At 73.5% G+C, this 23,930-nt stretch carries 26 protein-coding genes and 1 pseudogene; 18 read left to right on the forward strand and 9 right to left on the reverse strand.

Annotated elements, in window-relative coordinates; genetic code table 11:
• Window positions 1–53 precede the first annotated feature (53 nt).
• Complete coding sequence (locus ACZ6Q9_RS14760) at window positions 54–1,016, reverse strand: COX15/CtaA family protein (RefSeq protein WP_393268888.1); 963 nt, start codon at window positions 1,014–1,016, stop codon at window positions 54–56.
• A 98-nt stretch (window positions 1,017–1,114) separates the two neighbouring features.
• Between ACZ6Q9_RS14760 and ACZ6Q9_RS14765 the strand changes: the two genes are divergently transcribed.
• The 11 genes from ACZ6Q9_RS14765 to ACZ6Q9_RS14815 all read left to right on the forward strand — a co-directional run bounded on the left by ACZ6Q9_RS14765 (window position 1,115) and on the right by ACZ6Q9_RS14815 (window position 10,226).
• Window positions 1,115–1,873: a helix-turn-helix transcriptional regulator gene (locus tag ACZ6Q9_RS14765; RefSeq protein WP_393268886.1), complete on the forward strand. Its 759-nt coding sequence runs from the start codon at window positions 1,115–1,117 to the stop codon at window positions 1,871–1,873.
• The gene (gene sufB / locus ACZ6Q9_RS14770; RefSeq protein WP_357465121.1) at window positions 1,870–3,300 is read left to right on the forward strand and encodes a Fe-S cluster assembly protein SufB; all 1,431 of its coding nucleotides are present in this window, start codon (window positions 1,870–1,872) and stop codon (window positions 3,298–3,300) included. The genes ACZ6Q9_RS14765 and sufB overlap by 4 nt, the downstream gene beginning before the upstream one ends.
• Window positions 3,301–3,379: 79 nt before the next feature.
• Window positions 3,380–4,558, forward strand: a complete 1,179-nt coding sequence (gene sufD, locus ACZ6Q9_RS14775) for a Fe-S cluster assembly protein SufD (RefSeq protein ID WP_393268883.1) — start codon at window positions 3,380–3,382, stop codon at window positions 4,556–4,558.
• Window positions 4,558–4,884, forward strand: a complete 327-nt coding sequence (locus tag ACZ6Q9_RS14780) for a non-heme iron oxygenase ferredoxin subunit (RefSeq protein ID WP_350686402.1) — start codon at window positions 4,558–4,560, stop codon at window positions 4,882–4,884. The genes sufD and ACZ6Q9_RS14780 overlap by 1 nt, the downstream gene beginning before the upstream one ends.
• On the forward strand, window positions 4,884–5,657 hold the full coding sequence (sufC, locus tag ACZ6Q9_RS14785; RefSeq protein WP_350686401.1) for a Fe-S cluster assembly ATPase SufC: 774 nt from the start codon (window positions 4,884–4,886) through the stop codon (window positions 5,655–5,657). Before ACZ6Q9_RS14780 ends, sufC begins: the two co-directional genes overlap by 1 nt.
• Window positions 5,658–5,688: 31 nt before the next feature.
• Window positions 5,689–6,993: a cysteine desulfurase gene (locus ACZ6Q9_RS14790; protein ID WP_393268880.1), complete on the forward strand. Its 1,305-nt coding sequence runs from the start codon at window positions 5,689–5,691 to the stop codon at window positions 6,991–6,993.
• On the forward strand, window positions 6,993–7,469 hold the full coding sequence (sufU, locus tag ACZ6Q9_RS14795) for a Fe-S cluster assembly sulfur transfer protein SufU (RefSeq protein WP_393268877.1): 477 nt from the start codon (window positions 6,993–6,995) through the stop codon (window positions 7,467–7,469). The genes ACZ6Q9_RS14790 and sufU overlap by 1 nt, the downstream gene beginning before the upstream one ends.
• On the forward strand, window positions 7,466–7,903 hold the full coding sequence (locus ACZ6Q9_RS14800) for a metal-sulfur cluster assembly factor (RefSeq protein ID WP_357701739.1): 438 nt from the start codon (window positions 7,466–7,468) through the stop codon (window positions 7,901–7,903). Before sufU ends, ACZ6Q9_RS14800 begins: the two co-directional genes overlap by 4 nt.
• A 252-nt stretch (window positions 7,904–8,155) precedes the next feature.
• Window positions 8,156–8,542 (forward strand): hypothetical protein, encoded by a 387-nt coding sequence (locus ACZ6Q9_RS14805; RefSeq protein WP_393268874.1) that lies wholly within the window; start codon window positions 8,156–8,158, stop codon window positions 8,540–8,542.
• Between the two features lie 372 nt (window positions 8,543–8,914).
• The gene (locus ACZ6Q9_RS14810) at window positions 8,915–9,541 is read left to right on the forward strand and encodes a LysE family transporter (protein ID WP_393268872.1); all 627 of its coding nucleotides are present in this window, start codon (window positions 8,915–8,917) and stop codon (window positions 9,539–9,541) included.
• Window positions 9,542–9,575: 34 nt separating this feature from the next.
• The gene (locus ACZ6Q9_RS14815; protein WP_393268869.1) at window positions 9,576–10,226 is read left to right on the forward strand and encodes an acVLRF1 family peptidyl-tRNA hydrolase; all 651 of its coding nucleotides are present in this window, start codon (window positions 9,576–9,578) and stop codon (window positions 10,224–10,226) included.
• A gap of 59 nt (window positions 10,227–10,285) precedes the next feature.
• On the opposite strand, the gene ypfJ is transcribed toward ACZ6Q9_RS14815, so the two are convergent.
• The gene (gene ypfJ / locus ACZ6Q9_RS14820) at window positions 10,286–11,203 is read right to left on the reverse strand and encodes a KPN_02809 family neutral zinc metallopeptidase (protein WP_393454987.1); all 918 of its coding nucleotides are present in this window, start codon (window positions 11,201–11,203) and stop codon (window positions 10,286–10,288) included.
• 244 nt (window positions 11,204–11,447) lie between these two features.
• Here ypfJ and ACZ6Q9_RS14825 point away from each other — a divergent pair, with 244 nt between their 5' ends.
• Window positions 11,448–13,052 carry an ABC-F family ATP-binding cassette domain-containing protein gene (locus ACZ6Q9_RS14825; protein WP_393268868.1) on the forward strand — a complete coding sequence of 535 codons (1,605 nt, stop codon included), beginning with the start codon at window positions 11,448–11,450 and terminating at the stop codon, window positions 13,050–13,052.
• A 119-nt stretch (window positions 13,053–13,171) separates the two neighbouring features.
• Here ACZ6Q9_RS14825 and ACZ6Q9_RS14830 read toward each other — a convergent pair whose 3' ends face one another.
• Window positions 13,172–13,771, reverse strand: coding sequence for a cadmium resistance transporter (locus ACZ6Q9_RS14830; RefSeq protein WP_393268866.1), 600 nt, complete (start codon window positions 13,769–13,771; stop codon window positions 13,172–13,174).
• A gap of 206 nt (window positions 13,772–13,977) precedes the next feature.
• On the opposite strand from ACZ6Q9_RS14830, the gene ACZ6Q9_RS14835 reads away from it, so the two are divergent.
• The 3 genes from ACZ6Q9_RS14835 to ACZ6Q9_RS14845 all read left to right on the forward strand — a co-directional run bounded on the left by ACZ6Q9_RS14835 (window position 13,978) and on the right by ACZ6Q9_RS14845 (window position 17,109).
• A complete protein-coding gene (locus ACZ6Q9_RS14835; RefSeq protein ID WP_007462679.1) occupies window positions 13,978–14,205 on the forward strand; it encodes a helix-turn-helix domain-containing protein in 228 nt (75 codons plus the stop codon).
• 47 nt (window positions 14,206–14,252) lie between these two features.
• The gene (locus ACZ6Q9_RS14840) at window positions 14,253–15,020 is read left to right on the forward strand and encodes an enoyl-CoA hydratase/isomerase family protein (protein WP_393454990.1); all 768 of its coding nucleotides are present in this window, start codon (window positions 14,253–14,255) and stop codon (window positions 15,018–15,020) included.
• 112 nt (window positions 15,021–15,132) lie between these two features.
• On the forward strand, window positions 15,133–17,109 hold the full coding sequence (locus ACZ6Q9_RS14845; RefSeq protein ID WP_393269046.1) for an ABC transporter ATP-binding protein: 1,977 nt from the start codon (window positions 15,133–15,135) through the stop codon (window positions 17,107–17,109).
• 4 nt (window positions 17,110–17,113) lie between these two features.
• On the opposite strand, the gene mug is transcribed toward ACZ6Q9_RS14845, so the two are convergent.
• The 6 genes from mug to ACZ6Q9_RS14875 all read right to left on the reverse strand — a co-directional run bounded on the left by mug (window position 17,114) and on the right by ACZ6Q9_RS14875 (window position 21,469).
• Window positions 17,114–17,761 (reverse strand): G/U mismatch-specific DNA glycosylase, encoded by a 648-nt coding sequence (gene mug / locus ACZ6Q9_RS14850; RefSeq protein ID WP_393454936.1) that lies wholly within the window; start codon window positions 17,759–17,761, stop codon window positions 17,114–17,116.
• Window positions 17,761–18,528, reverse strand: a complete 768-nt coding sequence (locus tag ACZ6Q9_RS14855) for an SDR family oxidoreductase (protein ID WP_393268859.1) — start codon at window positions 18,526–18,528, stop codon at window positions 17,761–17,763. Before ACZ6Q9_RS14855 ends, mug begins: the two co-directional genes overlap by 1 nt.
• A gap of 55 nt (window positions 18,529–18,583) precedes the next feature.
• A complete protein-coding gene (locus ACZ6Q9_RS14860; RefSeq protein ID WP_393268856.1) occupies window positions 18,584–19,030 on the reverse strand; it encodes an SCO6045 C-terminal-like domain-containing protein in 447 nt (148 codons plus the stop codon).
• Entirely contained in the window at window positions 19,027–19,845 is an 819-nt protein-coding gene (locus ACZ6Q9_RS14865) for an MbnB/TglH/ChrH family RiPP precursor modification enzyme (RefSeq protein ID WP_393454939.1), read from the reverse strand. Before ACZ6Q9_RS14865 ends, ACZ6Q9_RS14860 begins: the two co-directional genes overlap by 4 nt.
• Window positions 19,842–20,747, reverse strand: a complete 906-nt coding sequence (locus ACZ6Q9_RS14870; protein ID WP_393454942.1) for a TIGR04222 domain-containing membrane protein — start codon at window positions 20,745–20,747, stop codon at window positions 19,842–19,844. Before ACZ6Q9_RS14870 ends, ACZ6Q9_RS14865 begins: the two co-directional genes overlap by 4 nt.
• A gap of 149 nt (window positions 20,748–20,896) precedes the next feature.
• On the reverse strand, window positions 20,897–21,469 hold the full coding sequence (locus ACZ6Q9_RS14875; protein ID WP_350685345.1) for a TetR/AcrR family transcriptional regulator: 573 nt from the start codon (window positions 21,467–21,469) through the stop codon (window positions 20,897–20,899).
• Between the two features lie 106 nt (window positions 21,470–21,575).
• Here ACZ6Q9_RS14875 and ACZ6Q9_RS14880 point away from each other — a divergent pair, with 106 nt between their 5' ends.
• From ACZ6Q9_RS14880 to ACZ6Q9_RS14890, 3 genes and pseudogenes are all read left to right on the forward strand, one after another.
• Complete coding sequence (locus ACZ6Q9_RS14880; RefSeq protein ID WP_393268850.1) at window positions 21,576–22,445, forward strand: carbon-nitrogen hydrolase family protein; 870 nt, start codon at window positions 21,576–21,578, stop codon at window positions 22,443–22,445.
• A 65-nt stretch (window positions 22,446–22,510) separates the two neighbouring features.
• Window positions 22,511–22,696 (forward strand): annotated as a pseudogene (locus ACZ6Q9_RS14885) (HAD hydrolase-like protein); the annotation flags it as partial.
• 288 nt (window positions 22,697–22,984) lie between these two features.
• Window positions 22,985–23,920 (forward strand): serine protein kinase RIO, encoded by a 936-nt coding sequence (locus ACZ6Q9_RS14890; protein WP_393454945.1) that lies wholly within the window; start codon window positions 22,985–22,987, stop codon window positions 23,918–23,920.
• Window positions 23,921–23,930: the final 10 nt, after the last annotated feature.

Consider the following 23,930-nt stretch of genomic DNA (forward strand, 5'->3'; position numbering starts at 1 on the left):
GTGCGGACCGCCCGGCGCCCGGGCCGGCGGACGTCGCCGCCGCCTGGCGCCCGTCAGGCGGCGACGGGGACGGCGTCCTCGGCGGGGGAGGGGTCCGGCGCCGGCGCGACGGAACGGCGCTCGCGGGTGGCCCACTGGACCGAGAGGGTGGCCAGCAGCACCAGGCAGGAGCCGAGCATGTGCGCGCCCACCAGCAGCGCGGGCAGGTTGGTGAAGTACTGCACGAAGCCGATCAGGCCCTGACCCAGCTCCACCGCGACCAACACCAGGGCGGCCCGTGCGGCGCGTGCCGCGCCGACCGCGCGGAACGCGAAGACCAGCGCCACCGAGAGGCCGATCAGCAGGAAGACGCTGTCGGCGTGCACCTGGGCGATCGACTCCGGGTCGAGGCCGTTGCGGGCCGCGCCGTGGTCGCCCGCGTGCGGGCCGCTGCCGGTCACCCAGGTGCCGATCACCAGCACCGCCGCGCTGACCACGGTGGTGATCACCGCCAGGGTCCGCAGCGGCGCCGGCACCACGGCCACCGCCGGGCCGACCGGGTCCCCGATCCGCCGCCACAGCGCGTACGCGGCCGCGATCACGAGCATCGAGGCGAGGAAGTGCAGGCCCACCACCCACGGGTTGAGGTCGGTGAGCACGGTGATGCCGCCGACGACCGCCTGGGCCGGGATGCCGAAGAGCACGGCGACGGCGAGGGGGAGCAGCTCCCGACGTCGGGGGCGTTGCAGCAGCACGGCCACCAGCACCGCCAGCGCGATGACGCCGACCGCGAAGGTGAGTAGGCGGTTGCCGAACTCGATCGCCCCGTTGATGCCCATCTCGGCGGTTGCCACGTACGACTCGTCCGTGCACCGGGGCCAGGTGGGGCAGCCGAGGCCGGACTGGGTGAGCCGGACCGCCCCGCCGGTGACGACGATGCCCACGTTCGCGATGATCGAGGCGAGCGCGAGACGGCGCAGCAGGGCGGTGGAGACCGGGAACCGGACGGATGGAGTCACGGCGCAAATCCTACGCACCGTAGTGATCGAGGTTCGTGCGACTCCGCCGGCACGGTGGTTCGGATCACCGGGACCCGGGTTTGCGGCCCCTCGACGAATTACGTAACGTGGGCGTTGTGAAAAACGCGGCGGCGCTCTCCGGGCACCAGCCGGCGGCCGCCCCGGCCGCCGGTCAGTCCGTGTCCGCCGGCGACCTTTCCACCCGGGACCGGGTCACCCACCTGCTGCTGGAGCGGGGGGCGACCACCGCCGCGCAGCTCGGCTCGGCGCTCGGGCTCAGCCCGGCCGCGATCCGGCGGCACCTCGACGCGATGCTCGCCGACGGTGACGTGGTCGCCCGCGACCAGACGGTCCGCGGTCACCGGGGCCGGGGCCGCCCGGCGAAGGTGTTCCTGCTGACCGACGCGGCCCGGGTCCGCTGCGGCACCCACCACTACGACAACATGGCCACCGCCGCGCTGCGCTGGATCTCGCGCAACGGCGGCGCCGAGGCGGTCGAGGCGTTCGCCGCCGACCAGGTCGCCGCCCTGGAGGCCCGCTGCCGGGCCGCCATGGAGGACGCCGGCGACGACCCCCTCGCGCGGGCCGAGGCGCTCGCCGGGGCGCTGACCGCCGAGGGCTACGCTGCCAACGCGTCCACGATCGCCTCCGGCGGCCAGCTCTGTCAGCACCACTGCCCGGTGGCGCACGTGGCCGCCGAGTTCCCCCAGCTGTGCGAGGCCGAGACCGCGGTGATCTCCCGCCTGGTCGGCACCCACGTGCAGCGCCTGGCCACCATCGCGCACGGCGACGGGGTGTGCACGACGCACATTCCCGCCCAGCCGGGGCGCGCCCAGTCCGGTAAGACCGTCACCACTGTGAGGACAGATAGATGACCGAGCAGATCGTCCAGCCCCTGACCCAGGAAGAGCAGCTCGCCGCCCTGGGTCGCTACGAGTACGGCTGGGCCGACCCCGACGTCGCCGGGGCGGTGGCCCAGCGCGGCCTCAACGAGGCGGTGGTGCGGGACATCTCGGCCAAGAAGAACGAGCCGGCCTGGATGCTCGACCTGCGGCTGAAGGGCCTGCGGCTGTTCGGCCGCAAGCCCATGCCGGCCTGGGGCGCCGACCTCACCGGGATCGACTTCGACAACATCAAGTACTTCGTCCGGTCCACCGAGAAGCAGGCCACCAGCTGGGAGGACCTGCCCGAGGACATCAAGAACACCTACGACAAGCTGGGCATCCCCGAGGCGGAGAAGCAGCGGCTGATCGCGGGCGTCGCGGCGCAGTACGAGTCCGAGGTCGTCTACCACAAGATCCGTGAGGACCTGGAGGAGCAGGGCGTCGTCTTCCTCGACACCGACACCGCCCTCAAGGAGCACGAGGACCTGTTCAAGGAGTACTTCGGCACCGTCATCCCGGTCGGCGACAACAAGTTCGCCGCGCTGAACACCTCCGTCTGGTCCGGCGGCTCGTTCATCTACGTGCCGAAGGGCGTGCACGTGGAGATCCCGTTGCAGGCCTACTTCCGGATCAACACGGAGAACATGGGCCAGTTCGAGCGGACGCTGATCATCGTCGACGAGGGTGCGTACGTGCACTACGTCGAGGGCTGCACCGCGCCGATCTACTCCTCGGACTCGCTGCACAGCGCCGTGGTGGAGATCATCGTCAAGAAGAACGCCCGGTGCCGCTACACGACCATCCAGAACTGGTCGAACAACGTCTACAACCTGGTCACCAAGCGCGCCGTGTGCCACGAGGGCGCGACCATGGAGTGGATCGACGGCAACATCGGCTCCAAGGTCACCATGAAGTACCCGGCGGTCTACATGACCGGCGAGCACGCCAAGGGCGAGGTGCTCTCGGTGGCCATGGCCGGCGAGGGCCAGCACCAGGACGCCGGCGCCAAGATGGTGCACGCCGCGCCGCACACCTCCTCCACCATCGTCTCCAAGTCGATCGCCCGGGGCGGCGGCCGCACCTCGTACCGCGGCCTGGTGCAGGTGCTGGAGGGCTCGACCAACAGCCGCAGCACGGTCAAGTGCGACGCGCTGCTCGTCGACACCATCTCCCGCTCCGACACCTACCCGTACGTCGACATCCGTGAGGACGACGTGTCGATGGGGCACGAGGCCACCGTCTCCAAGGTCAGCGAGGACCAGCTCTTCTACCTGATGAGCCGGGGCCTGAGCGAGGACGAGGCGATGGCGATGATCGTGCGCGGCTTCATCGAGCCGATCGCCAAGGAGCTCCCGATGGAGTACGCCCTGGAGCTCAACCGCCTGATCGAGCTGCAGATGGAGGGCGCGGTCGGCTGACGCCGACCCGGGCGGGCCGGTCCGCCGGCCCGCCGCCCCCGCACCAGAGACCGTCGTCGCGAAACAGACCAAGGAAGAGATGACTACCCAGGCTTCCGCGCCGCCCAGCACCAAGTCGCAGGCGCTCCGCTCGTACGACGTCGCCGACTTCCCGGCCCTTACGGGCCTGGAGGAGGAGTGGCGCTTCACCCCGCTCAAGCGGCTCCGCGGGCTGGTCGGGGGCGACGGCTCCAGACGCGCCGAGCTGGAGCCGTCGGAGGCGCAGGCCGCCACCGGCACGGTCCGCCACGAGTACGGCGACCTGCCCGAGGGCGTGACCGTCGAGCGGATCGGCTCCGACGACCCCCGGGTGGGCAGCGTGCTCACCCCCGTCGACCGGGTCAGCGCGCTGGCCTACGGCGGGGCCGGGCAGGCGCTGCTGGTCCAGGTCGCCCGCGACGCCGTGGTCGCCGACCCGGTGGCCCTGCGGGTGGTCGGCGACGGCGCCGAGGGGGTCGCCTTCGGGCACACCTTCGTCGAGGTCGGCCGGTTCGCCGAGGTGACCCTGGTGCTGGAGCACGTCGGTTCGGCGACGCTGGCCGACAACGTCGAGGTGGCGGTGGCCGACGGGGCGAAGCTGACCCTGGTCACCGTCGCCGACTGGGCCGACGACGCCGTGCAGGCCCAGCACCTGAAGGTGAAGCTGGGTCGGGACGCCAGGGTGGTCCACGTCCAGGTCTCCCTCGGTGGCGACCTGGTCCGGCAGTACACCTCGGTGGAGTACACCGACCGGGGCGGCGAGGCCGAGCTGTACGGCCTCTACTTCGCCGACTCGGGGCAGCACCTGGAGCACCGCCAGCTGGTCGACCACAGCGTGCCGGACTGCCGCAGCTACGTCGGCTACCGGGGCGCCCTGCAGGGCGAGAGCGCGCGTACCGTCTGGGTGGGCGACGTGCTGATCCGCGCCGAGGCGACCGGCACCGAAACGTACGAGATCAACCGGAACCTGCTGCTGACCGACGGCGCGCGGGCGGACTCCGTACCCAACCTGGAGATCGAGACCGGCGAGATCGCCGGCGCCGGCCACGCGAGCGCGACCGGCCGCTTCGACGACGAGCAGCTGTTCTACCTGATGGCGCGGGGCATCCCGGAGGCCGAGGCGCGGCGCCTGGTGGTCCGCGGCTTCTTCGCCGAGCTGATCAACAAGATCCCGGTCGAGGAGCTGCGCGAGCGGCTCGGCGACGCGATCGAGGCCCGGCTGAGTAAGGCCGGCGCCTGATGATCAAGATCTGCTCGACCGAGGACGTGCCGAAGGGCACCGCGATCGCCGCGGACGTCGACGGCACGCAGATCGCGATCGTGCACGGCGAGGACGACGCCTTCTACGCCGTCTACGACGAGTGCTCGCACGCCGCGGTCGCCCTCTCCGAGGGGGAGGTCTCCGGCTGCACGCTGGAATGTTGGCTGCACGGTTCCCGTTTCGACCTGAGGACCGGCGAGCCGACCGGGCTGCCCGCCACCGAACCCGTTCCCGTCTATCCCGTCGAAGTCCGCGACGGCGACATCTACGTCAGCCTCACGCCGAGCAATGGAGTGACCCGATAATGAGCACCCTGGAGATCCGCGACCTGAAGGTGTCGGTCAAGCTGCCCGAGGGTGAGCTCAAGCCGATCCTGGCCGGTGTCGACCTGACCGTCCGCTCGGGCGAGACCCACGCGATCATGGGGCCGAACGGCTCGGGCAAGTCCACCCTGGCCTACTCGATCGCCGGCCACCCCAAGTACGAGATCACCGGCGGCTCGGTGACCCTCGACGGCGAGGACGTGCTGGCCATGTCCGTCGACGAGCGGGCCCGCGCCGGCCTCTTCCTGGCCATGCAGTACCCGGTCGAGGTGCCCGGCGTCTCGGTGGCGAACTTCCTGCGTACCGCCAAGACCGCCATCGACGGCGAGGCGCCGAAGCTGCGCACCTGGGGCGGCGAGCTGCGCGGGGCCATGGAGCGCCTCCAGATGGACCCGGCGTTCGCCCAGCGCAACGTCAACGAGGGCTTCTCCGGCGGTGAGAAGAAGCGGCACGAGATCGTGCAGCTGGAGCTGCTCAAGCCGAAGATGGCCATCCTCGACGAGACCGACTCCGGCCTCGACGTCGACGCGCTGCGCGTGGTCAGCGAGGGAGTGAACCGGGTGCGCGACACCGGCGACACCGGCCTGCTGCTGATCACCCACTACACCCGGATCCTGCGCTACATCAAGCCGGACTTCGTGCACGTGTTCGTGGCCGGCCGGATCGTCGAGCAGGGCGGCCCGGAGCTGGCCGACAAGCTCGAGGAAGAGGGCTACGAGCGGTACGTCGCCGGGGCCGGTTCGGCGCGGGCCTGATTCCTCTCGGAGAATGGGTGGGCCGGTCGACATGACTACCATCGCGATCCCGCCGGGGATGCCGCAGTACGACGACGTGCCGCGTTTCGACGTGGCGAAGGTGCGCGCCGACTTCCCGATCCTGGACCGGGAGGTCAACGGGCACCGGCTGGTCTATCTCGACAGCGCCAACACCTCGCACAAGCCGCGGCAGGTGCTCGACGTGCTCGCCGAGCACTACGCGAGGCACAACGCCAACGTCTCCCGCTCGGTGCACACGCTGGGCACGGAGGCCACCGAGGCGTACGAGGGCGCCCGGGCGAAGGTCGCCGCGTTCGTCAACGCGCCGAGCCCGGACGAGGTGGTGTTCACCAAGAACTCCACCGAGGCGATCAACATCGTCGCGTACGCCTTCTCCAACGCCTCGCTGCGGCCCGACGCCGACCCGCGGTTCCGGCTCGGCCCCGGTGACGAGGTGGTGATCTCCGAGATGGAGCACCACTCGAACATCGTCCCGTGGCAGCTGCTCTGCGAGCGGACCGGCGCGACGCTGCGCTGGTTCCCGGTCACCGACCACGGGCGCCTGGACGAGTCGGGGCTGGCGGACCTGGTCACCGAGCGGACGAAGATCGTCTCGCTGGTGCACATGTCCAACATCCTCGGCACCGTCAACGCCACCGCGCGGATCACCGAGCGGGTCCGCGAGGTGGGGGCGCTGCTGCTGCTCGACTGCTCCCAGTCGGTGCCGCACATGCCGATGGACGTGGTCGACTACGACGCCGACTTCGTCGTGTTCACCGGGCACAAGATGTGCGGCCCGACCGGCATCGGGGTGCTCTGGGGCCGGGCCGAGCTGCTGGCGGCGATGCCGCCGGTGCTCGGCGGCGGGTCGATGATCGAGACGGTGTCGATGGCGCGCTCAACGTTCGCCGCGCCGCCGGCCCGGTTCGAGGCGGGCACCCCGCCGATCGCCGAGGCGGTCGCGCTCGGCGCCGCCGTCGACTACCTCACCGGCATCGGGATGCGGGCCATCCAGTGGCACGAGAAGGAGCTGACGGCGTACGCGCTGGATGCCCTCGCCACGGTGCGCGGCCTGCGGATCTTCGGGCCGACCGTGCCGGTGGGCCGGGGCGGCACCATCTCGTTCGCCCTCGGCGACATCCACCCGCACGACGTGGGGCAGGTCCTCGACTCGCTCGGCGTGCAGGTGCGGGTGGGCCACCACTGTGCCCGGCCGGTGTGCACCCGGTTCGGCGTGCCGGCCATGACGCGGGCCTCGTTCTACCTCTACACCACCACAGAGGAGATCGACGCCCTGGTGGCGGGCCTGGAGCAGGCGCGGAAGGTGTTCGACTGATGCAGCTCGACCAGCTCTACCAGGAGATCATCCTGGACCACTACAAGCACCCGCACGGCCGTGGCCTGCGTGACGCGGACGACCCGGGCGACCGGGTCGCCGAGGCGCACCACGTGAACCCGACCTGCGGCGACGAGGTCACGGTCCGGGTGGCGACCGACGGCGACGTGCTGCACGACGTCTCGTACGACGGCATGGGCTGCTCGATCAGCCAGGCGTCGGCGAGCGTGTTGCACGAGCTGCTGGTCGGGCGGGGCGCGGGTGAGGCGTTCCGGGTGCACGAGGCGTTCGTGGAGTTGATGTCCGGCCGTGGTCAGGTCACGCCGGACGAGGACGTGCTCGGTGACGGGGTCGCGTTCGCGGGCGTCGCCCGCTACCCCGCCCGGGTGAAGTGCGCGCTGTTGCCGTGGATGGCGTTCAAGGACGCCGCGGCACGCGCCGGCGTGGGCGTGAGCCCTTCGGAGGTTAAGGCATGAGTAGCGAGGACACCGCCACCGCGGCGACGCCGGCGACCGAGGGCACGGCGACGCCGGCCACGGACGCCGCCGCGCCGGCTGCGGGTGACGGCGGCAAGGCCGCGGGTGCCCGGGCCGCCGTCGCCGACATCGAGGAGGCGATGAAGGACGTCGTCGACCCCGAGCTGGGCATCAACGTGGTCGACCTCGGCCTGGTGTACGGCGTGCACGTCGGCGACGACAACGTCGCCACGCTGGACATGACGCTGACGTCGGCGGCCTGCCCGCTGACCGACGTGATCGAGGACCAGGCCCGCCAGGCGCTGACCACCGGCCCCGGCGGCGGCTTGGTCGACGACATTCGGATCAACTGGGTGTGGCTCCCGCCGTGGGGCCCGGACAAGATCACCGACGAGGGGCGCGACCAGCTCCGCTCCCTCGGCTTCAACGTCTGACCCGGCCCAGCGTCGGTCCCCGTCGAGCGCGCCGCCCCTCCCGGGAGGCGCGCTCGACGCGTTCCTGTCGACGGACGACGGCGGCCAGCTCGCCGACGACGGCGCGGGTGTCCCACAGCCGCGGATGGCCCGGCGCGTGCGGGGACGGCCTTCTCTTCCACCCTGCCGCGTTCCGGCGGAGCGACGCCAGGGTGCGATCCGCGTGACATCCTCTATCGATAGTTGTCACCATCTATCTGGAGGAGACGGCACATGCGATCTCGGTTGCTCTCCATCGCGTCCGCGCTGGCGCTCGTCACGAGTGGCTCGGCGCTGGCGTTGCTGCCCGCCAGCCCGGCCAGTGCCCACTGCAGCGGGCACGGCACCCACCCGGATCTGTACAGCGGGGGTGCCATCTCGTTCGGGAACGGGACCAACATCCGGGCCTATCCGCACATCGACTGCGGCAGTCGCGGGCTCGGCTACCCGAGTCAGGGGATCGACGTCCACTGCGCCACCTACACCAACGCGCTCTGGATCTACCTCCGTAACACCACCACCGGAGTCAACGGGTGGTCCCGGTTGGACGCCCTCAGTGTCTCGGAGCCAACCACCATCGCCGACTGCTCGAACACCGTCGCGGCGCACCGGCTGGCCTGACTGTGAGGCTGGACGGGTCGGCCCGTACGTGATGGGTTGATGGCTGGCAGCAGTGGACGTGACCCATGCCCTGACTGGCTTGTGTGCCTTTGAGGCGACTTGTCCGTCTGCTGCTGCCGGCGCCGGCCCGGCGGGAGACGTTTGGCCTGATCAGGAGCTTGACCGCCAGTTAGCGGCTGGCGTGTCGCCCACGGCCGGCGTTCGTCGCAGCCGGCGAGGTGCCGGGAAATGGGTGGCGGCGGGTGGGGTAGGGAAGCAGGATCGGGGCGTGATCGAGACGTACCCGGTGCTGAGCCCTCCCGTTGCCGCGGCCACCGCCGTGCGGCGACAGCGGACGGTGCCCGGCCGCGCCTCGACCCGCCGCCGGCCGTCGTGACCGGCGCGTTCCTGGCCGGTCTGGTCGCCGGCTACGGCGTCGCCGTTCCGGTCGGTGCGATCGCGATCCTCATCCTCGGGCTCAGCGCCCGCACGTCGTTCCGGGTCGGCGCCGCCGCCGCGCTCGGAGTGGCCGCCGCGGACGGGCTCTACGCCGCCGTGGCGGCCCTCGGCGGGGCCGCGGTCGCCGGCCTGGTCGCCCCGGTCGCCGGGCCGCTGCGGCTGGCCGCCGCCGTCGTGCTGCTCGCCCTCGCCGGCCACGGCGCCTGGCGTGCCCTACGCCCCCGCACCGCGACCGGGACGACCGGTGCCCGTCGAGGCCTGGACACCCCGCCCCGGGCGTTCGCCGGCGTGCTCGCGCTGACCCTGCTGAACCCCGCGACGGTGGTGTACTTCGCGGCGCTCGTGCTGGGCCGGGCCGACGCCGCCGACCCGGATCCACGGGCCGCCGCGCTCTTCGTGCTCGGCGCGTTCGTCGCCTCGGCGAGCTGGCAACTGCTCATCGCCGGCGGTGGCACCCTGGTCGGCCGGGCACTCGCCGGGACGCGCGGGCGGCTGGTGACCGCGCTGCTCTCCAGCGCGATCATCGCCGCGCTGGCCGTCGCGATGCTGCTGCCCGACTGAGCCGCCGGCGGCCCGGTGCCGTAGGTTCGGGCGCATGAGCAGCCGACCCGCAGCCGGGGGTGGCCGTTGGGTCGAGGTCGGCCCCGGCCGGGTCGCCCGCTGGGTCGAGGGCTTCGCCGACCGGCACGGCGTGCCCACCACCACCATTCAGGCGTACGGGCTGCTGCTCGCCGCCCCGGACGGCGCGACCGCCGAGCTGCACACCCCGCCCGGCGCGCCGGCCGCCCCGGACGTGCCCGGTTTCGTGGCCGCCGCGGCCACGCCCCGCCGGATCGGCCTGCTGCTGGCCCGCAAGGGCGCGGTGGCGGTGGGCGTCGCGGCGGGCGAGGAGCTGACGGTGTCGAAGGTGGACACCCGGTACGTGCAGGGCCGCACCGCCGCCGGGGGGTGGTCCCAGCAGCGCTTCGCCCGGCGGCGCGACAACCAGGCGAAGGCGGCGCTGGGCGACGCGACCGAGTTGGCCGTACGGCTGCTGTTGCCGGAGGCGTCGTCCCTGAGCGCGCTGGTCTGCGGCGGCGACCGGCGGGCGGTGGACACCGTGCTGGCGGACCGGCGGCTCGCCCCGCTGGCCGCGCTGCGCGCGGAGCGGCTGCTGGACGTGCCCGAGCCCCGGCACGCCGTGCTGGTCGGCGCGATCGTGGCGGCCCGCGCGGTCCGGATCCTGGTCCGCGATCCCGTCAACTGAACCGGGCCCCGCTTGCCGCCGTGGCGACGCGGGACCCCGTTGCGGGGCGGGTGACGGGCTCACAGCGCCCCGCTGAAGGTGTCGCACGACTTCGGGTCACCGGTGGAGTAACCGCGGGTGAACCACTGCCTGCGCTGCTCGGAGGAGCCGTGGGTGAACTCGTCGGGGTTCACCGGCCGGTTCGCCCGCTCGGAGATGGCGTCGTCGCCGATCTTCTCGGCGGTGTCGACGGCCTGCTGGATGTCCTGCTCGCTGATGCTGGTGAAGATCTTCTGGCCGCTGGAGTCGGCGGTGCCGGTGGCGTTCTTCGCCCAGGCGCCGGCGTAGCAGTCGGCCTGGAGTTCCAGCTTGACCGAGAGCGCGTTGGCGCTGTCCGGGTCGCGCTGCTGCTGGCGACGCATCTGGGCCTCGGTGCCGAGCAGGTCCTGCACGTGGTGGCCGTACTCGTGGGCGAGCACGTACGGCTGGGCGAATTCGCCGGAGGCCCCGAGCTGCTGGGCGAGCACCCGGTAGAAGGTGAGGTCGATGTAGACCAGGTCGTCGGCGGGGCAGTAGAACGGGCCGACGCCGGAGTCGGCCTGCCCGCAGGCGGTGTTGACGCCCTGGCTGAAGAAGACCGTCCGGGACGGGCGGTACTGCTCGCCGAACGCCTCGGGCAGGGCCTTCTGCCAGTACGCCTGGATGGAGTTGACGTAGAGCGCGTTGCGGCAGTCGAGCTGCTGGAGCGCGTCGTCGGCCGAGCACTTCTGCTCCAGCGACGTGTTGTCGCCCTGCGGGTCCCCGCCGCCGTTGGTGGCGGCGTTCAGGCCGAAGCCGCCACCGACGAGGGCGACGAGCACGGCGATGACGAGGCCGACGATGCCGCCCCGGCCGCCGCCGATCGGGATCGGGATGCCGCCCAGCCCGCCGCCCCCGCCGGATCCTCGCCGGTCGTCCACCTGGCTGGTGTCGATCCGCGCGTTCTCGTTCAGCTCCATGTCTACCCCGATCACCGTTTTGATCCGTTTTGGTGGTTGCGGTACCGGACCGGGTCCGGACGGCGTTTCGGTACCCGATGATCTTGGTCGGTAATCCGGCGGGGCGGTCGGGCGACGCCCGGTACACTTGCCACGTGCTGCTCTGCGAAGGCTGAACCGCCCCGCGCCGACGGGCCTCGTGCCCGCCGGCGCTTTCGCGTGCCCTGAGTCAGCCCTTCCAGACCCCGAGAGCGAGTCCTCCGACATGATCACTGCCACCGGCCTGGAGCTTCGTGCCGGCGCCCGGATCCTGCTGTCCGACACCACGCTGCGGGTGCAGCCGGGTGACCGGATCGGCCTGGTCGGCCGCAACGGCGCCGGCAAGACCACCACGCTCAAGGTGCTCGCCGGCGAGGGGCAGCCCTACGCCGGCCAGATCGAGCGGCGCAGCGCCATCGGCTACCTCCCGCAGGACCCGCGGACCGGCGACCTGGAGGTCACCGGCCGCGACCGGGTGCTCTCCGCCCGAGGCCTGGACGTGCTGATGGCCCAGATGAAGGAGATCGAGGCCAAGCTCGCCGACGGCGCCGACGACCGGCTGGTCCGCCGCTACGGCGCGCTGGAGGACCAGTTCGCCTCCCTCGGCGGGTACGCCGCCGAGGCCGAGGCCGCCCGGATCTGCGCCAACCTCGGCCTGCCGGACCGGGCGCTCGCCCAGACCATCGGCACCCTCTCCGGCGGCCAGCGCCGCCGCATCGAGTTGGCCCGGATCCTGTTCCGGGACGCCGGCGAGAACGGCGGCGGCATCCTGCTGCTCGACGAGCCGACCAACCACCTCGACGCCGACTCGATCACCTGGCTGCGCAACTTCCTCGCCAACCACAAGGGCGGCCTGATCGTGATCTCCCACGACGGCTCGCTGCTGGAGTCGGTGGTCAACAAGGTCTGGTTCCTCGACGCCACCCGCTCGGTGGTCGACGTCTACAACCTCGGCTGGAAGGCGTACCTGGAGGCCCGCGAGACCGACGAGCGGCGCCGCCGCCGGGAGCGGGCCAACGCCGAGAAGAAGGCCGGCGCGCTGATGGCGCAGGCCGACAAGATGCGGGCCAAGGCCACCAAGACCGTCGCCGCGCAGAACATGGCCCGGCGGGCCGAGAAGCTGATCGCCGGCCTGGAGGAGGTACGCGTCGCCGACAAGGTGGCGAAGGTCCGCTTCCCGAGCCCGGCCCCGTGCGGCAAGACCCCGCTCACCGCGACCGGCCTGTCGAAGTCGTACGGCTCGCTGGAGATCTTCACCGACGTGAACGTGGCGGTGGACCGGGGCTCCCGGGTGGCCATCCTCGGCCTCAACGGCGCCGGCAAGACCACCCTGCTGCGGATGCTCGGCGGCCTGCTGGAGCCGGACACCGGCGAGGTGCACGCCGGCCACGGCCTGCGGCTCGGCTACTACGCGCAGGAGCACGAGACGCTCGACGTGGACCGCACGGTCCTGGAGCACATGCGCAGCGCCGCCATCGAGCAGACCGACACCGACCTGCGGAAGATCCTCGGCGCGTTCCTGTTCTCCGGCGACGACGTGGACAAGCCGGCCGGGGTGCTCTCCGGCGGCGAGAAGACCCGGCTGGCGCTGGCCACCCTGGTCTGCTCCGGGGCGAACGTGCTGCTGCTCGACGAGCCGACGAACAACCTCGACCCGGTCAGCCGGGAGCAGGTGCTCGACGCCATCGCCCGCTACCCGGGCGCGATCGTGCTGGTCACCCACGACCCTGGCGCGGTCATGGCGCTCAAGCCGGACCGCGCCATCCTGCTCCCCGACGGCGACGAGGACGCCTGGAGCGACGACCTGCTCGAACTCGTCGAGCTGGCCTGACCCACCGCCCGACGCCGGCCCACGGCGTCGATCATGAAGTTGTTGTCGCGACACGCCGGGCCTAGCGCAACAACTTCATGATCAACGCGGCTCGCGGCTCGCGGCTCGCGGCGAGGGGGTCAGCGCAGGAGGGTTAGGAGGTGGGGGAGGACGTTCGAGGTGGCCAGGATGACCACGCCGATGGCGATGAACACGGCCGGGACGAGCCAGTGGCCGGCTCGTTCGACCACACCGGTCACCCGCGGGTGGCCGCCCAGCCAGGCGCCCGCCGCGCACCACAGCGCGACGAGCACTACGAAGACCAGCAGGAATACCGCGCTGTCGGCCGGCCCGAGGGCGCGGAACACCGGCACGTAGACGGCGATGTTGTCCGCGCCGTTGGCGATCGTCACCCCGGCCACCCCGAGCGTGGAGCCCACCACCGCCGGGGCCTCGTCGGCTTCCCGGTCGAGCAGCGCGCGCACGCCGAGGGCGATCGGCAGCAGCCCGAGCAGCCCGGTCCACGGATCGGGCACCACCAGCAGCCCGGCCGCGACCACCGCGCTGGCCAGCGCCAGCGCGCCGATGCCCAGGTACTGCCCGGCCACGATCTGCCAGGTGCGGGGGCGGCCGGTGCTGCGGGCGGCGACGAAGAACAGCGTCAGGACGACGATGTCGTCGATGTCGGTGGCGGCGAAGACCACCGCCGCGCCAGCGGCCGTGTCGAGGAGGTCCGTCACGTCAGGCAGGGTACGGAGCGCCCGTCGCCGCCGCGCGGGCGCGGGGCGTCGACCCCGGCCCCGTCGGGAGTATCACTCTATCGGGAAGATGACAACGCATAGCGTGTCGGTTGGCGAAGAGTTGATATCTGGCGCATGATCGTTCGAGGCGGTCTAATAGGTGGGACCGTATCCGAACCGCACAGTCTGGGACGTGAGGACACAGCATGGCAGCCACTGGCACAGCCACCAGCACTGAGAAGGGTCGCCGGATCGTCGGAGCCGAGCGTCAGACGCTCGCCAAGGACCTGGTAAAGCGGTACACCTCGGGTGAGAGCATCCGCGCGCTCGCGGCCTCGACCGGCCGTTCCTACGGGTTCATCCACCGGGTGCTCACCGAGTCCGGGGTGCAGCTGCGGCAGCGCGGCGGCGCCCGGCGCCGCAAGAAGGCGTGACCCGCCCCCCCAACGTCGTCCACCAGCACCGCGCCCCGGATCGTCCGGTGACCGCCGAGGCGACCGGGGTTCGGCTGGAATGCGAAGGGCCGGTCGCGACGGTCACGTTGTGTCGGCCCGACGTGCTCAACGCCCAGACCCCGGCGATGTGGCGCGCGATGAGCGACTTCGCGCGCGACCTGCCCGGCGACGTCCGCGTCGTGGTCGTGCGTGGCGAGGGGCGGGCGTTCTCCGCCGGCCTCGACCTGACGGTGGCCGGCGCCTCCGGGCCGGGCTCGTTCGCCGAGCTCGCCACCATGCCCGAGCAGGAGTGTGCGGACCGCATCGCGGAGTTGCAGGGCGGCTTCACCTGGTTGCACCGGCCCGACATCGTCTCCGTCGCCGCCGTGCAGGGCCACGCGATCGGCGCCGGCTTCCAGCTGGCGCTCGCCTGTGACCTGCGGGTGCTCGCCGAGGACGCGAAGTTCTCCATGGCCGAGGTGACGCTCGGCCTGGTGCCGGATCTCGCCGGCACCAAGCGCCTGGTTGACCTCGTCGGCTACTCCCGCGCGCTGGAGATCTGCGCCACCGGCCGGCGGATGGACGCCGCCGAGGCGGACCGGATCGGTCTGGCCACCCTGGTCGTGCCGAACGCCGCCCTCGACGCCGCGGTGCGCGATCTGACGGCGGGTCTGCTGGCCAACAACCGGGACGCGGTGGTGGAGATCAAGGCGCTGCTGGCCGGGGCTGCCGGCCGGTCCGCCGGCGAGCAGCAGCGGGCCGAGCGCGAGGCGCAGACGCGTCGGCTGCGCGATCTCGCCGGGCGGGGAGAATAGTAAGGACCGTTCGGGAAGATCCGGGTTACGACCGAGGTTGTCAGAGGCGTCGGGAGAATCGACCTGACGGTGCGGTCGACCCGACGACCCGGAGGTGAACGTGTCCAACCCGATGTCCGGTGGCGGCATGGCCGGTTGGAGCATGCTCCGGTCGATGCGCAGCCGCGACGAGATCTCCACGCACCGGCTCAAGCGCGGCGTGGCCCGCCGGATCGTGGCCTTCGCGCGGCCCTACCGCCGCGACATCGTCGTCTTCCTGGTGACCGTGGTGCTGGCCGCGATCATCGGGGTCGCCACCCCGGTGCTCGCCGGCGACGTGATCGACGCGATCAGCCGGGGCGGCTCGGGGGCCGGCAACCTGGTGGTGCGGCTGGCCCTGGTCATCGCCGCGCTCGCCGTGGCCGACGCGCTGCTCTCTCTGGCCCAGCGGTGGTATTCGGCCCGCATCGGCGAGGGCATCATCCTCGACCTGCGCACCCGGGTCTACGACCACGTCCAGCGGATGCCGCTGCAGTTCTTCACCCGCACCCAGACCGGCGCTCTGGTCAGCCGGCTCAACAACGACGTGCTCGGCGCCCAGCGGGCGTTCACGTCGACGCTGTCCGGCGTGGTCAGCAACGTCATCCAGCTGGTGCTCACCGCCGCCGTGATGTTCACCCTCTCCTGGCAGATCACGGCGCTGTCGCTGGTGCTGCTGCCGGTCTTCATCATCCCGGCCCGCCGGGTCGGCAAGCGGCTCGCCGAGATCACCCGGGAGTCCTACAACCTCGACGCGAAGATGAACGCGACGATGACCGAGCGCTTCGGCGTCTCGGGGGCGCTGCTGGTGAAGCTCTTCGGGCGGCCCGAGGTGGAGGCGCGCCGGTTCGCCGGGCGGGCCGAGCGGGTCCGCGACATCGGCATCCAGTCCGCGATGTACTCGCGGACGTTCTTCGTCGCGATGCTGCTGGTCGCCTCGCTGGCCCAGGCGCTCACCTACGGCCTCGGCGGCTGGCTCGCGGTCACCGGCAACGTCAGCGCCGGCACCGTGGTCACCCTCGCGTTGCTGCTCACCCGCCTCTACGGCCCGCTGACCGCGCTGTCCAACGTCCGGGTGGACGTGATGAGCGCGCTGGTCTCCTTCGACCGGGTCTTCGAGGTGCTCGACCTGAAGCCGGCCATCGAGGAGAAGCCCGACGCCGTCGCGGTGCCCCGGGGCAGCGGCCGGGTCGAGTTCCGCGACGTGCGGTTCCGCTACCCCAGCGCCGCGGAGATCTCGCTGGCCTCGCTGGAGGAGGTCGCCGCGCTGGACCGTACGGTCAACGAGCCGGTGCTCAAGGGCGTCTCGTTCGCCGTCGAGCCGGGGCAGATGGTGGCGCTGGTCGGGCCCTCCGGCGCCGGCAAGTCGACGCTGTCCATGCTGATCTCCCGGGTCTACGACGTCACCGACGGGCAGGTGCTGGTCGGCGGGGTCGACGTCCGCGACGCCACCTTCGACTCGCTGCGCGACGAGATCGGCGTGGTCACCCAGGATTCGCACCTGTTCCACGAGACCATCGCCGACAACCTGCGCTACGCCAAGCCGGACGCCACCGACGACGAGATCTGGGCGGCGCTGGCCGGCGCGCAGGTCGCCGACCTGGTGCGGTCCCTGCCGGACGGGCTGGACACCACCGTCGGCGAGCGCGGCTACCGCTTCTCGGGCGGCGAGAAGCAGCGCATCGCCATCGCCCGGCTGCTGCTCAAGGCCCCGTCGATCGTGATCCTCGACGAGGCGACCGCGCACCTCGACTCGGAGAGTGAGGCGGCGGTGCAGCGGGCGCTGTCGGTGGCGCTGACCGGGCGTACGGCGCTCGTGATCGCGCACCGGCTCTCCACCGTCCGCGACGCCGACCAGATCCTGGTCCTCGACGACGGTCGGATCGTCGAGCGGGGCCGGCACGAGGAGTTGGTCGCCGTGGGCGGCCTCTATGCCGAGCTCTACCGCACCCAGTTCGCGGTCGCCGACTCGCCCACCCCGTACGTGGACGCGACCGGCCCCGAGCCGGTGAGTCTGCCGCTGCGGTCCTACGTCGCCGACGAGGCGATGCCGCCGGCCGCGGCCAACTGACGCCTCAGCCGGTGGCGACGACCGCCGCCCGCAGCTCGCCGAACGCCGCGCCGAGGGTCTCGGGAGTGAAGTGCGCGTTCAGGCCGCTGGGGTTGGGCAGCACCCAGAGCCGGGCGCCGGCGAGCGGCTCCGGCTGCGGGCCGAACGCGGCCTTCGGCCGGGCGAACCCGATCCGGTAAGCGGTCACCCCGACCACGGCGACCCACCGGGGGCGGTACCGCTCGACCTTGCCGGTGAGGATCTCCGCCCCCTCGACCAGCTCGGCGGCGGTCAGCTCGTCGGCCCGGGCGCTGGCCCGCGCGACCATGTTGGTGATGCCCAGCCCGAGGCCGGGCAACTCGTCCTGCTCGGCGGGGTGCAGCAGCCGGGGCGTGAAGCCGCCCCGGTGCAGCGCCGGCCAGAACCGGTTGCCGGGCCGCGCGAAGTGCCACCCGGTCGCGGCCGACCACAGGCCCGGGTTGATCCCGACGAAGAGCACGTCCAGCCCGGGTGCGACGAGATCGGGGATCGTGCGGTCCACCGCCGCGGCGAGCTCCTCCCGCGTGGGTCGCGGATACCGGTGCGCGGCGTCCCCGGGGCCGGGTGTCGGTTCGGGGCGGCCACCCCGTCCGGTGCCCCCGGCCCCGACCGGTCCGCCGGGCGACGGGACCACTACAGGCTCCGCAGCGCGCCACCGTCGACCGGCACGGTGACCCCGGTGAGGTAGCTCGCGGCGGGGGAGAGCACGAACGCGGCCACCCGGCCGAACTCCGCCGGCGCGCCGATGCGGCGCAGCGGGATGCCCGCCTCGGCCTCCGCGCGGGCCCGCTCGGGGTCGCCCGTGGCGGCGAACAGCTCGACGTTGCGGTCGGTCATGATCCGCCCGGGCAGCAGGCCGACCATCCGTACGCCCCGGGGCCCGTACTCGTCGGCGACGTCCTTGGCCATCCCGACCAGGCCGGGCCGCAGGCCGTTGGAGATGCCCAGGCCGGGCACCGGCGAACGTGCCGAGGTCGACAGGACCAGCCCGATCGCGCCGCCGTCGCCCTCGCCCAGGGCAGCGGCGACCGTACGCACCGTGCGGACGGTGCCCAGGAAGACCGTCTCGAAGGACCGGCGCCACTGCTCGTCGGTGACCGACGCGGCGCTGCCCGGCGGCGGCCCGCCCACCGAGACCAGCGCCCCGTCGAGGCGCCCGAAGTGCTCGCGGGCCGCCCCCACCAGCCGCTCCGGTGTCTCCGGGTCGGTCAGGTCGGCGGTCAGCCCGACGGCCCGGTCCGGCCCGCCGAGGCGCTGCGCGGCGGCGGCCACCGCGTCGGCGTCCCGGGCGGAGAGCACCACGCGGGCGCCGTCGGCGACGAGGCACTCCGCGGTCGCGTAGCCCAGGCCGCGGGAGGCACCGGTCAGTACGTACACCCGATCGGTCAGTCCGAGATCCATACCGTCGATCCTGCCGTACCCGGGCGGATGCGCCAGCCGGGGGCGGTGGGTCGAGTCAGCGGCGCGCGCGGCGCAGCAGGCGTACCCGACCGGCGAGCTGGACCGCGACGGCGCCGCCGGCGCGCCCCCACCCCGGCAGGCGGCGGGGCCGCGGCGGCCCGTGCCCGTCGTAGCGGTCGGTGGCCTCCCGGGCGGCCAGCTCCTCCGCGCCCAGCGGCGGCAGCGAGCCCCGGTCGCGCAGGTCGCGGGCAAGGTCCCAGCCGTCGCGCAGGGAGCCGGCGGTCGGCCGCCCCGCCGCCCACCGGGCGAAGGTCGCCGGCCAGTCCGTGCCGAGGCCGGCGGCGAGCAGCGGCCAGTGCCGGGCCACGTCCCCGGCCCGCTTGCGCAGCAGCGCGGCCCGGGCGGCGGCGAGCGCGGCCGGGTCGAAGCCGGATGGGGGCGGGCCGCCGGCCACCAGCGCCGCCACCAGTTCCGCCTGCCGGGCGGCCAGGTCGCCGTTCACGTCACCGCCGGGAAGCCGGAGGCGGCGGCGAGGGCGTCCAGCTCGGCGCGCAGCGTGGCCGCGGGCGGGTAGTGCCCGTCGCGTTCCAGCAGCAGCGCCGGCGGCCGGTGCCGGGCGCACAGCTCGCGCAGCAGGTCGAGCACCGCGGCTGGAACCGGGTCGGTGTGGGTGTCGTGGTAGAAGCCGCCGTGGTCGGCGCCGCCCGCCACGTGCAGGTAGGCGATCCGGTCCAACGGCAGCCGGTCGAGCAGCGCGACCGGGTCGCCGCCCCGGTTGCGGGCGTTGGCGTACACGTTGGCGACGTCGAGCAGCAGGAACGCGCCGGTGCGGTCCAGGATCTCGGTCAGGAAGTCGGCCTCGTCGAGCTCGTCGTCGGGCCAGTCGAACAGGGCGGCGATCGGCTCCAGCGCGATCGGCGCCGGCAGCTCGGCCTGCGCGCGGGCGACGTTGGCGCAGACCGCGTCGACCGCCTCCCGGCTGCGCGGCAGCGGCAGCAGGTGGCCGGCCTCGACGCCGCCGGCCCGGACGAACGCGATGTGCTCGCTGACCAGTGGCGCCTCGACCAGTTCCGCCACCGCGGCCAGGTGGGCGACCCGGGCCGGGTCGACCGGCTCCGCGCCGCCGAGGGAGAGCCGCACGCCGTGCGGCACGACGGTCACGCCGCGTTCGCGCAGCTCGGCGAGCCCGGCGGGCAGCGGCCCGGTCGCGGTGACGCCCTCCGCGACCACCTCCACGAAGCGCAGCCCGGGCAGGTCGGCGACGAAACCGGCGATCTCCGGTCGCCAGCCGATGCCCACCCCGCGCGGGCCGGTCATCCGCCGCACCCGCCTCCGCAACCGCCCCCGCAGCCGCCCCCGCCGCCCCCGCCGCCGCCGCACGAGCTGCCGCCACCACAGCCGGAGGAGCCGCCACCACCGCTCGCCGCCTGCCGCTGGATCTCGGCCTGCTCGGCGAAGCCGGGGTCCATCGCCCACAGTGACGCGGTGCCGAACAACGCCACCCCCATCGCGGCGCCCGCCGCGCCGTAGGTGGCGTAGGCGGGGGTGGACGCGGGCGCGAGGTAGGTGTGCTGCTGTCGCAGGCCGCGCAGCTCGCGGGTGGCGGCGCGGGTCCGCCGGGGCACCCGGTGCAGCAGGACGGCCACCACGATCAGCGGGATCTGGCTCAGCACGAGCCAACCCACCGGGCGGTCGTTCGACAGGCCCGCGAAGATCCGGAACACGCCGACCGCCAGCAGGAGGGTGAGCAGGAACGCCCACTGGCGCAGCGCCGCCCGGCGCGCCTGCGTGAGCGCGAGCCCGCGCTGCTCCAGGCTGGTCCGGAGCTGGTCGAGCGCCCGGCGTACCCACTCGTCGCGGTGCAGCGCGCGGGTGGTCGCGTTCCGGCCGGCCGCGAGGTGGATCGCCTGGTCCAGCGGCGTGGTCCCGGCCGGCAGCGGGCCGCCGGTGGTCAGCCGCCGGTCCGGCCGTACGCCGATCGCCCCGCTGCTCCGCAGCCCGCCGAGCGAGGCCCAGATCGCCAGCTGCTCCCCACCGTTGAGGTAGGCGACCTGTTGCGGGCCGAGCTGGCCGACGTCGCCGGCCGGCGGGCCGGCGAGGACGCGGATGCGGTGGACGATGGCGCCGACGACGACCACGGCGGCGGCGAGGAGGTAGACCCGGAGGAAGACGGGCCCGGGAATGCCCCAGGTGTCACCCGGTGCGGCGAGGACAGACATCTGCTGCTCCTGTCGTGCGAGGGGATCGCGGCCTCATTGTGGAGCAGTCCCGCCAGGGCGGACCGACCGCGAGGGGCGAGTTACCGGACCGATACGGAACGGGTGGCGGCTCCGGACACCCGGGGCGGCGCCGCGACCGGGGTGGCCGGTCAGCGGCGGCGGACCGCTTCCTCGACCAGGTCGAGCACCGGGCCGAGGTCGCCGGCGGGGCGTCCCATCGCGAGGTGCAGCACCAGGCCGTCGTAGGCCAGTTCGAGGAACTGGGCCAGCACGTCGATCGGCACGTCCTCGCGGAGCACGCCCGCCTCCCGCTGGCGGGCCAGCCGTTCGCGGGTCGCCTCGGCGACCGCCGCCGATCGTTCCGCCCACCGCTTGGCGAACGCCGGGTCGGTCCGCAGCCGCCGGGAGACCTCCAGCTGGCTGCCGAGCCAGCCGGTGGTGTCGGGGGAGACCGCGCCGGCCAGCAGGTCGCGCATCACCTGGACCAGGCCGTTGCGGGCGACCGTCTCCACCATGGCGGCGGCGTCGTCCTCGGCGACCGCGAGGAAGAGCGAGTCCTTGTCGCGGAAGTGGTGGAAGATCGCGCCCCGGGACAGCCGGGTGGCCTCTTCGAGCCGACGCACGGTGGCGCCCTCGTAGCCGTGCCGCGCGAAACACGCCCGCGCGGCGGCGAGGATCTCCTGCCGACGGGCGTCGAGCTGGTCCTGACTTACTCTGGGCACGGGTCGATCGTGTCAGGTCACCCCCCGTCACGCAAACCGTACGTACGGCTTGGTTGCGGCGCACGAATGATCATCATGCCTCCGCCCGCCCGCTAGGATCGGGCCCGTGACGCCACTCCCCGCCGCCGTCGCGGTCCCCGCCGCCCCGCTGACCGTCGCCGCCGTGCAGGCCGAGCCTGTCCCCGGAGACGTGGCTGGCAACGCGGCGAGCGCCGCCCGGCTGGTCCGCCGGGCGACGGAGCGGGGTGCGCGGGTGACCGTGCTGCCCGAGCTCTTCCTGCCCGCGTACCACCCGCCGACGCTCGCGGCCGACCCGGCCGGCACCGACGTCGCGGCCGACGCCACGGCGACCGTCGCCGACCCTCGGCTGGACCCGCTGCGCGAGGCCGCCCGCGACGGCGGCGCCGCCGTGGTGGTCGGCGCGGCGGTCCGGCACCCGGACGGGCGGCGGACCATCTCGTCCCTGGTGGTCGACCGGGCCGGCGTGGTCCGCGTCGGGTACGACAAGCAGCAGCTCTGGAGCGGCGAACGCGAGCTGTTCAGCCCCGGCGACCGGGGCGCCACCCTGCTCGTCGACGACTGGCGGCTCGGGCTCGGCATCTGCTACGACGGCTGCTTCCCGGAGCACGGCCGCGCCGCCGCGGCCGACGGGGCGCACGGCTACCTGTGCCCGAGCGGCTACCTGGCCGGCTCCGAGCACCGCCGCGACCTCTACTACGCCGCCCGCGCGCTGGACAACACGATGTACGTGGTGTTCGCCAACTCCGTCGACGGCGCGGACCCGTGGCGGTTCAACGGTGGCGCCGCGGTCTACGACCCGGAGGGCCGGCCGCTGGCGCGGGGCGCGGACACCGGCGAGGCCGTGCTGGTCGTCGCGCTGGCGCCAGAGGCCCTCGCGGCCACCCGGGCGGCCCACTCCATGCTGCTGGACCGCCTTCCCGACCAGGGACGCGCCCGTTCGTCGCTGCCGGCCTGACGGAGGCCGCCGCTCGGGCCTGTCGGCGAGTACCGGAGTCCCGTAGGGTGCCCGGCTGTCGCTGCTCCTGCCCGCTGCGCGGCGCCTGGGTGGTCGGCGACGGGCCGGAGGCGGACATCGGCGGCGCCGCCGCCGTCGGCCTGCCCAGCGTCTGGCTGCACCGGGGGCGCACCTGGGCCGACCGCCGCTTCGCGCCGACCCGCACCGTGGACGGCCTGATCGCCGCCGTCGCGGTGGTGCTCGGCGGCTGAGCGGCCGGCGGAGACATCCCGGCGGCTGAGCGGCGGGGCTGCGGCACCGCGGCGGCGGACCGGCCGGCCGTGCCGCCGGGCCGGCCGGCCGTGCCGTCTGGGCGGTCCCGGGCGCGGGTCGGGCGGCTCGGGTAATTCGGTTGACCGGGCGCCACCGGGCCGAGAGCATGGTCGGCGCATCGTGCACCCGGGCGTGCGCCCGGTCGAGGAGAGGGGGTCGGTCATGGCCGTCTTCGCAGGTCACATCCACCTGCCTCCATCAGCCTCGAGCAAGGGATCACCACCGCAGTGCGCGATCACGACCTTCCGGCGCGCGAGCGCCGTACCCGCGGCAAGCGCCGCTTCGACGACGACGAACCGCTCTTCCTGAAGCGCGGCCGGGCGGCCGAGCCCGTCCCCGCCGACCCCGACGCCGAGCCGGACCCCGACACGGGGGAGCGCTGGTCCTCCTGGGACGACGCCGTGCACGGCCCGCAGCCCCACCCGGACTGGCTGGTCACCGAGCTGGCCGCGAAGGACACCGAGCTCGGTGTCCTGAAGACCGGCAAGGAGGCGGACGTCCACCTGGTGCGCCGGGCCGTGCCCGGCACCGACCGTTCCTGCCTGCTGGCCGTCAAGCGCTACCGGGACGCCCAACACCGGCTCTTCCACCGCGACGCCGGCTATCTGGAGGGGCGCCGGGTCCGCCGGTCCCGGGAGAATCGGGCGATGGCCGGGCGGACCGCGTTCGGCCGGGAGATGATCGCCGGGCAGTGGGCGGCGGCCGAGTTCGCCGCGCTGGCCCGGCTCTGGGAGATCGGCGCCCGGTACGGCACGATCTCCGTCCCCTACCCAGTGCAGCTGCGCGGCACGGAGCTGATGCTGGAGTTCCTCGGGGACCCGGCCGAGGGGCTGGCCGCGCCCCGGCTGGCCCAGCTGCGGCCGGAGGCCGGTGAGCTGCGCGACCTGTGGGACCAGATGGTGGACGCCCTGGTGGTGCTCGCCCGCGCCGGCCTCGCGCACGGCGACCTGTCGCCGTACAACCTGCTGGTGCACGCGGGGCGCCTGGTGCTGATCGACCTGCCGCAGGTGGTCGACGTGGTGGCCAACCCGCAGGGGCCGGAGTTCCTGGCCCGCGACGTCCGGGTGGTGGCGACCTGGTTCGCGGCCCGGGGGCTGCCGGCGGGGGAGGCCGACCCGGCGGCGCTGACCGCGCTGCTGCTGCGGGAGGCGGGGATCCGCTGACCGGGTGCCC

The sequence above is a fragment of the Micromonospora sp. NPDC049139 genome (genome assembly GCF_055586845.1).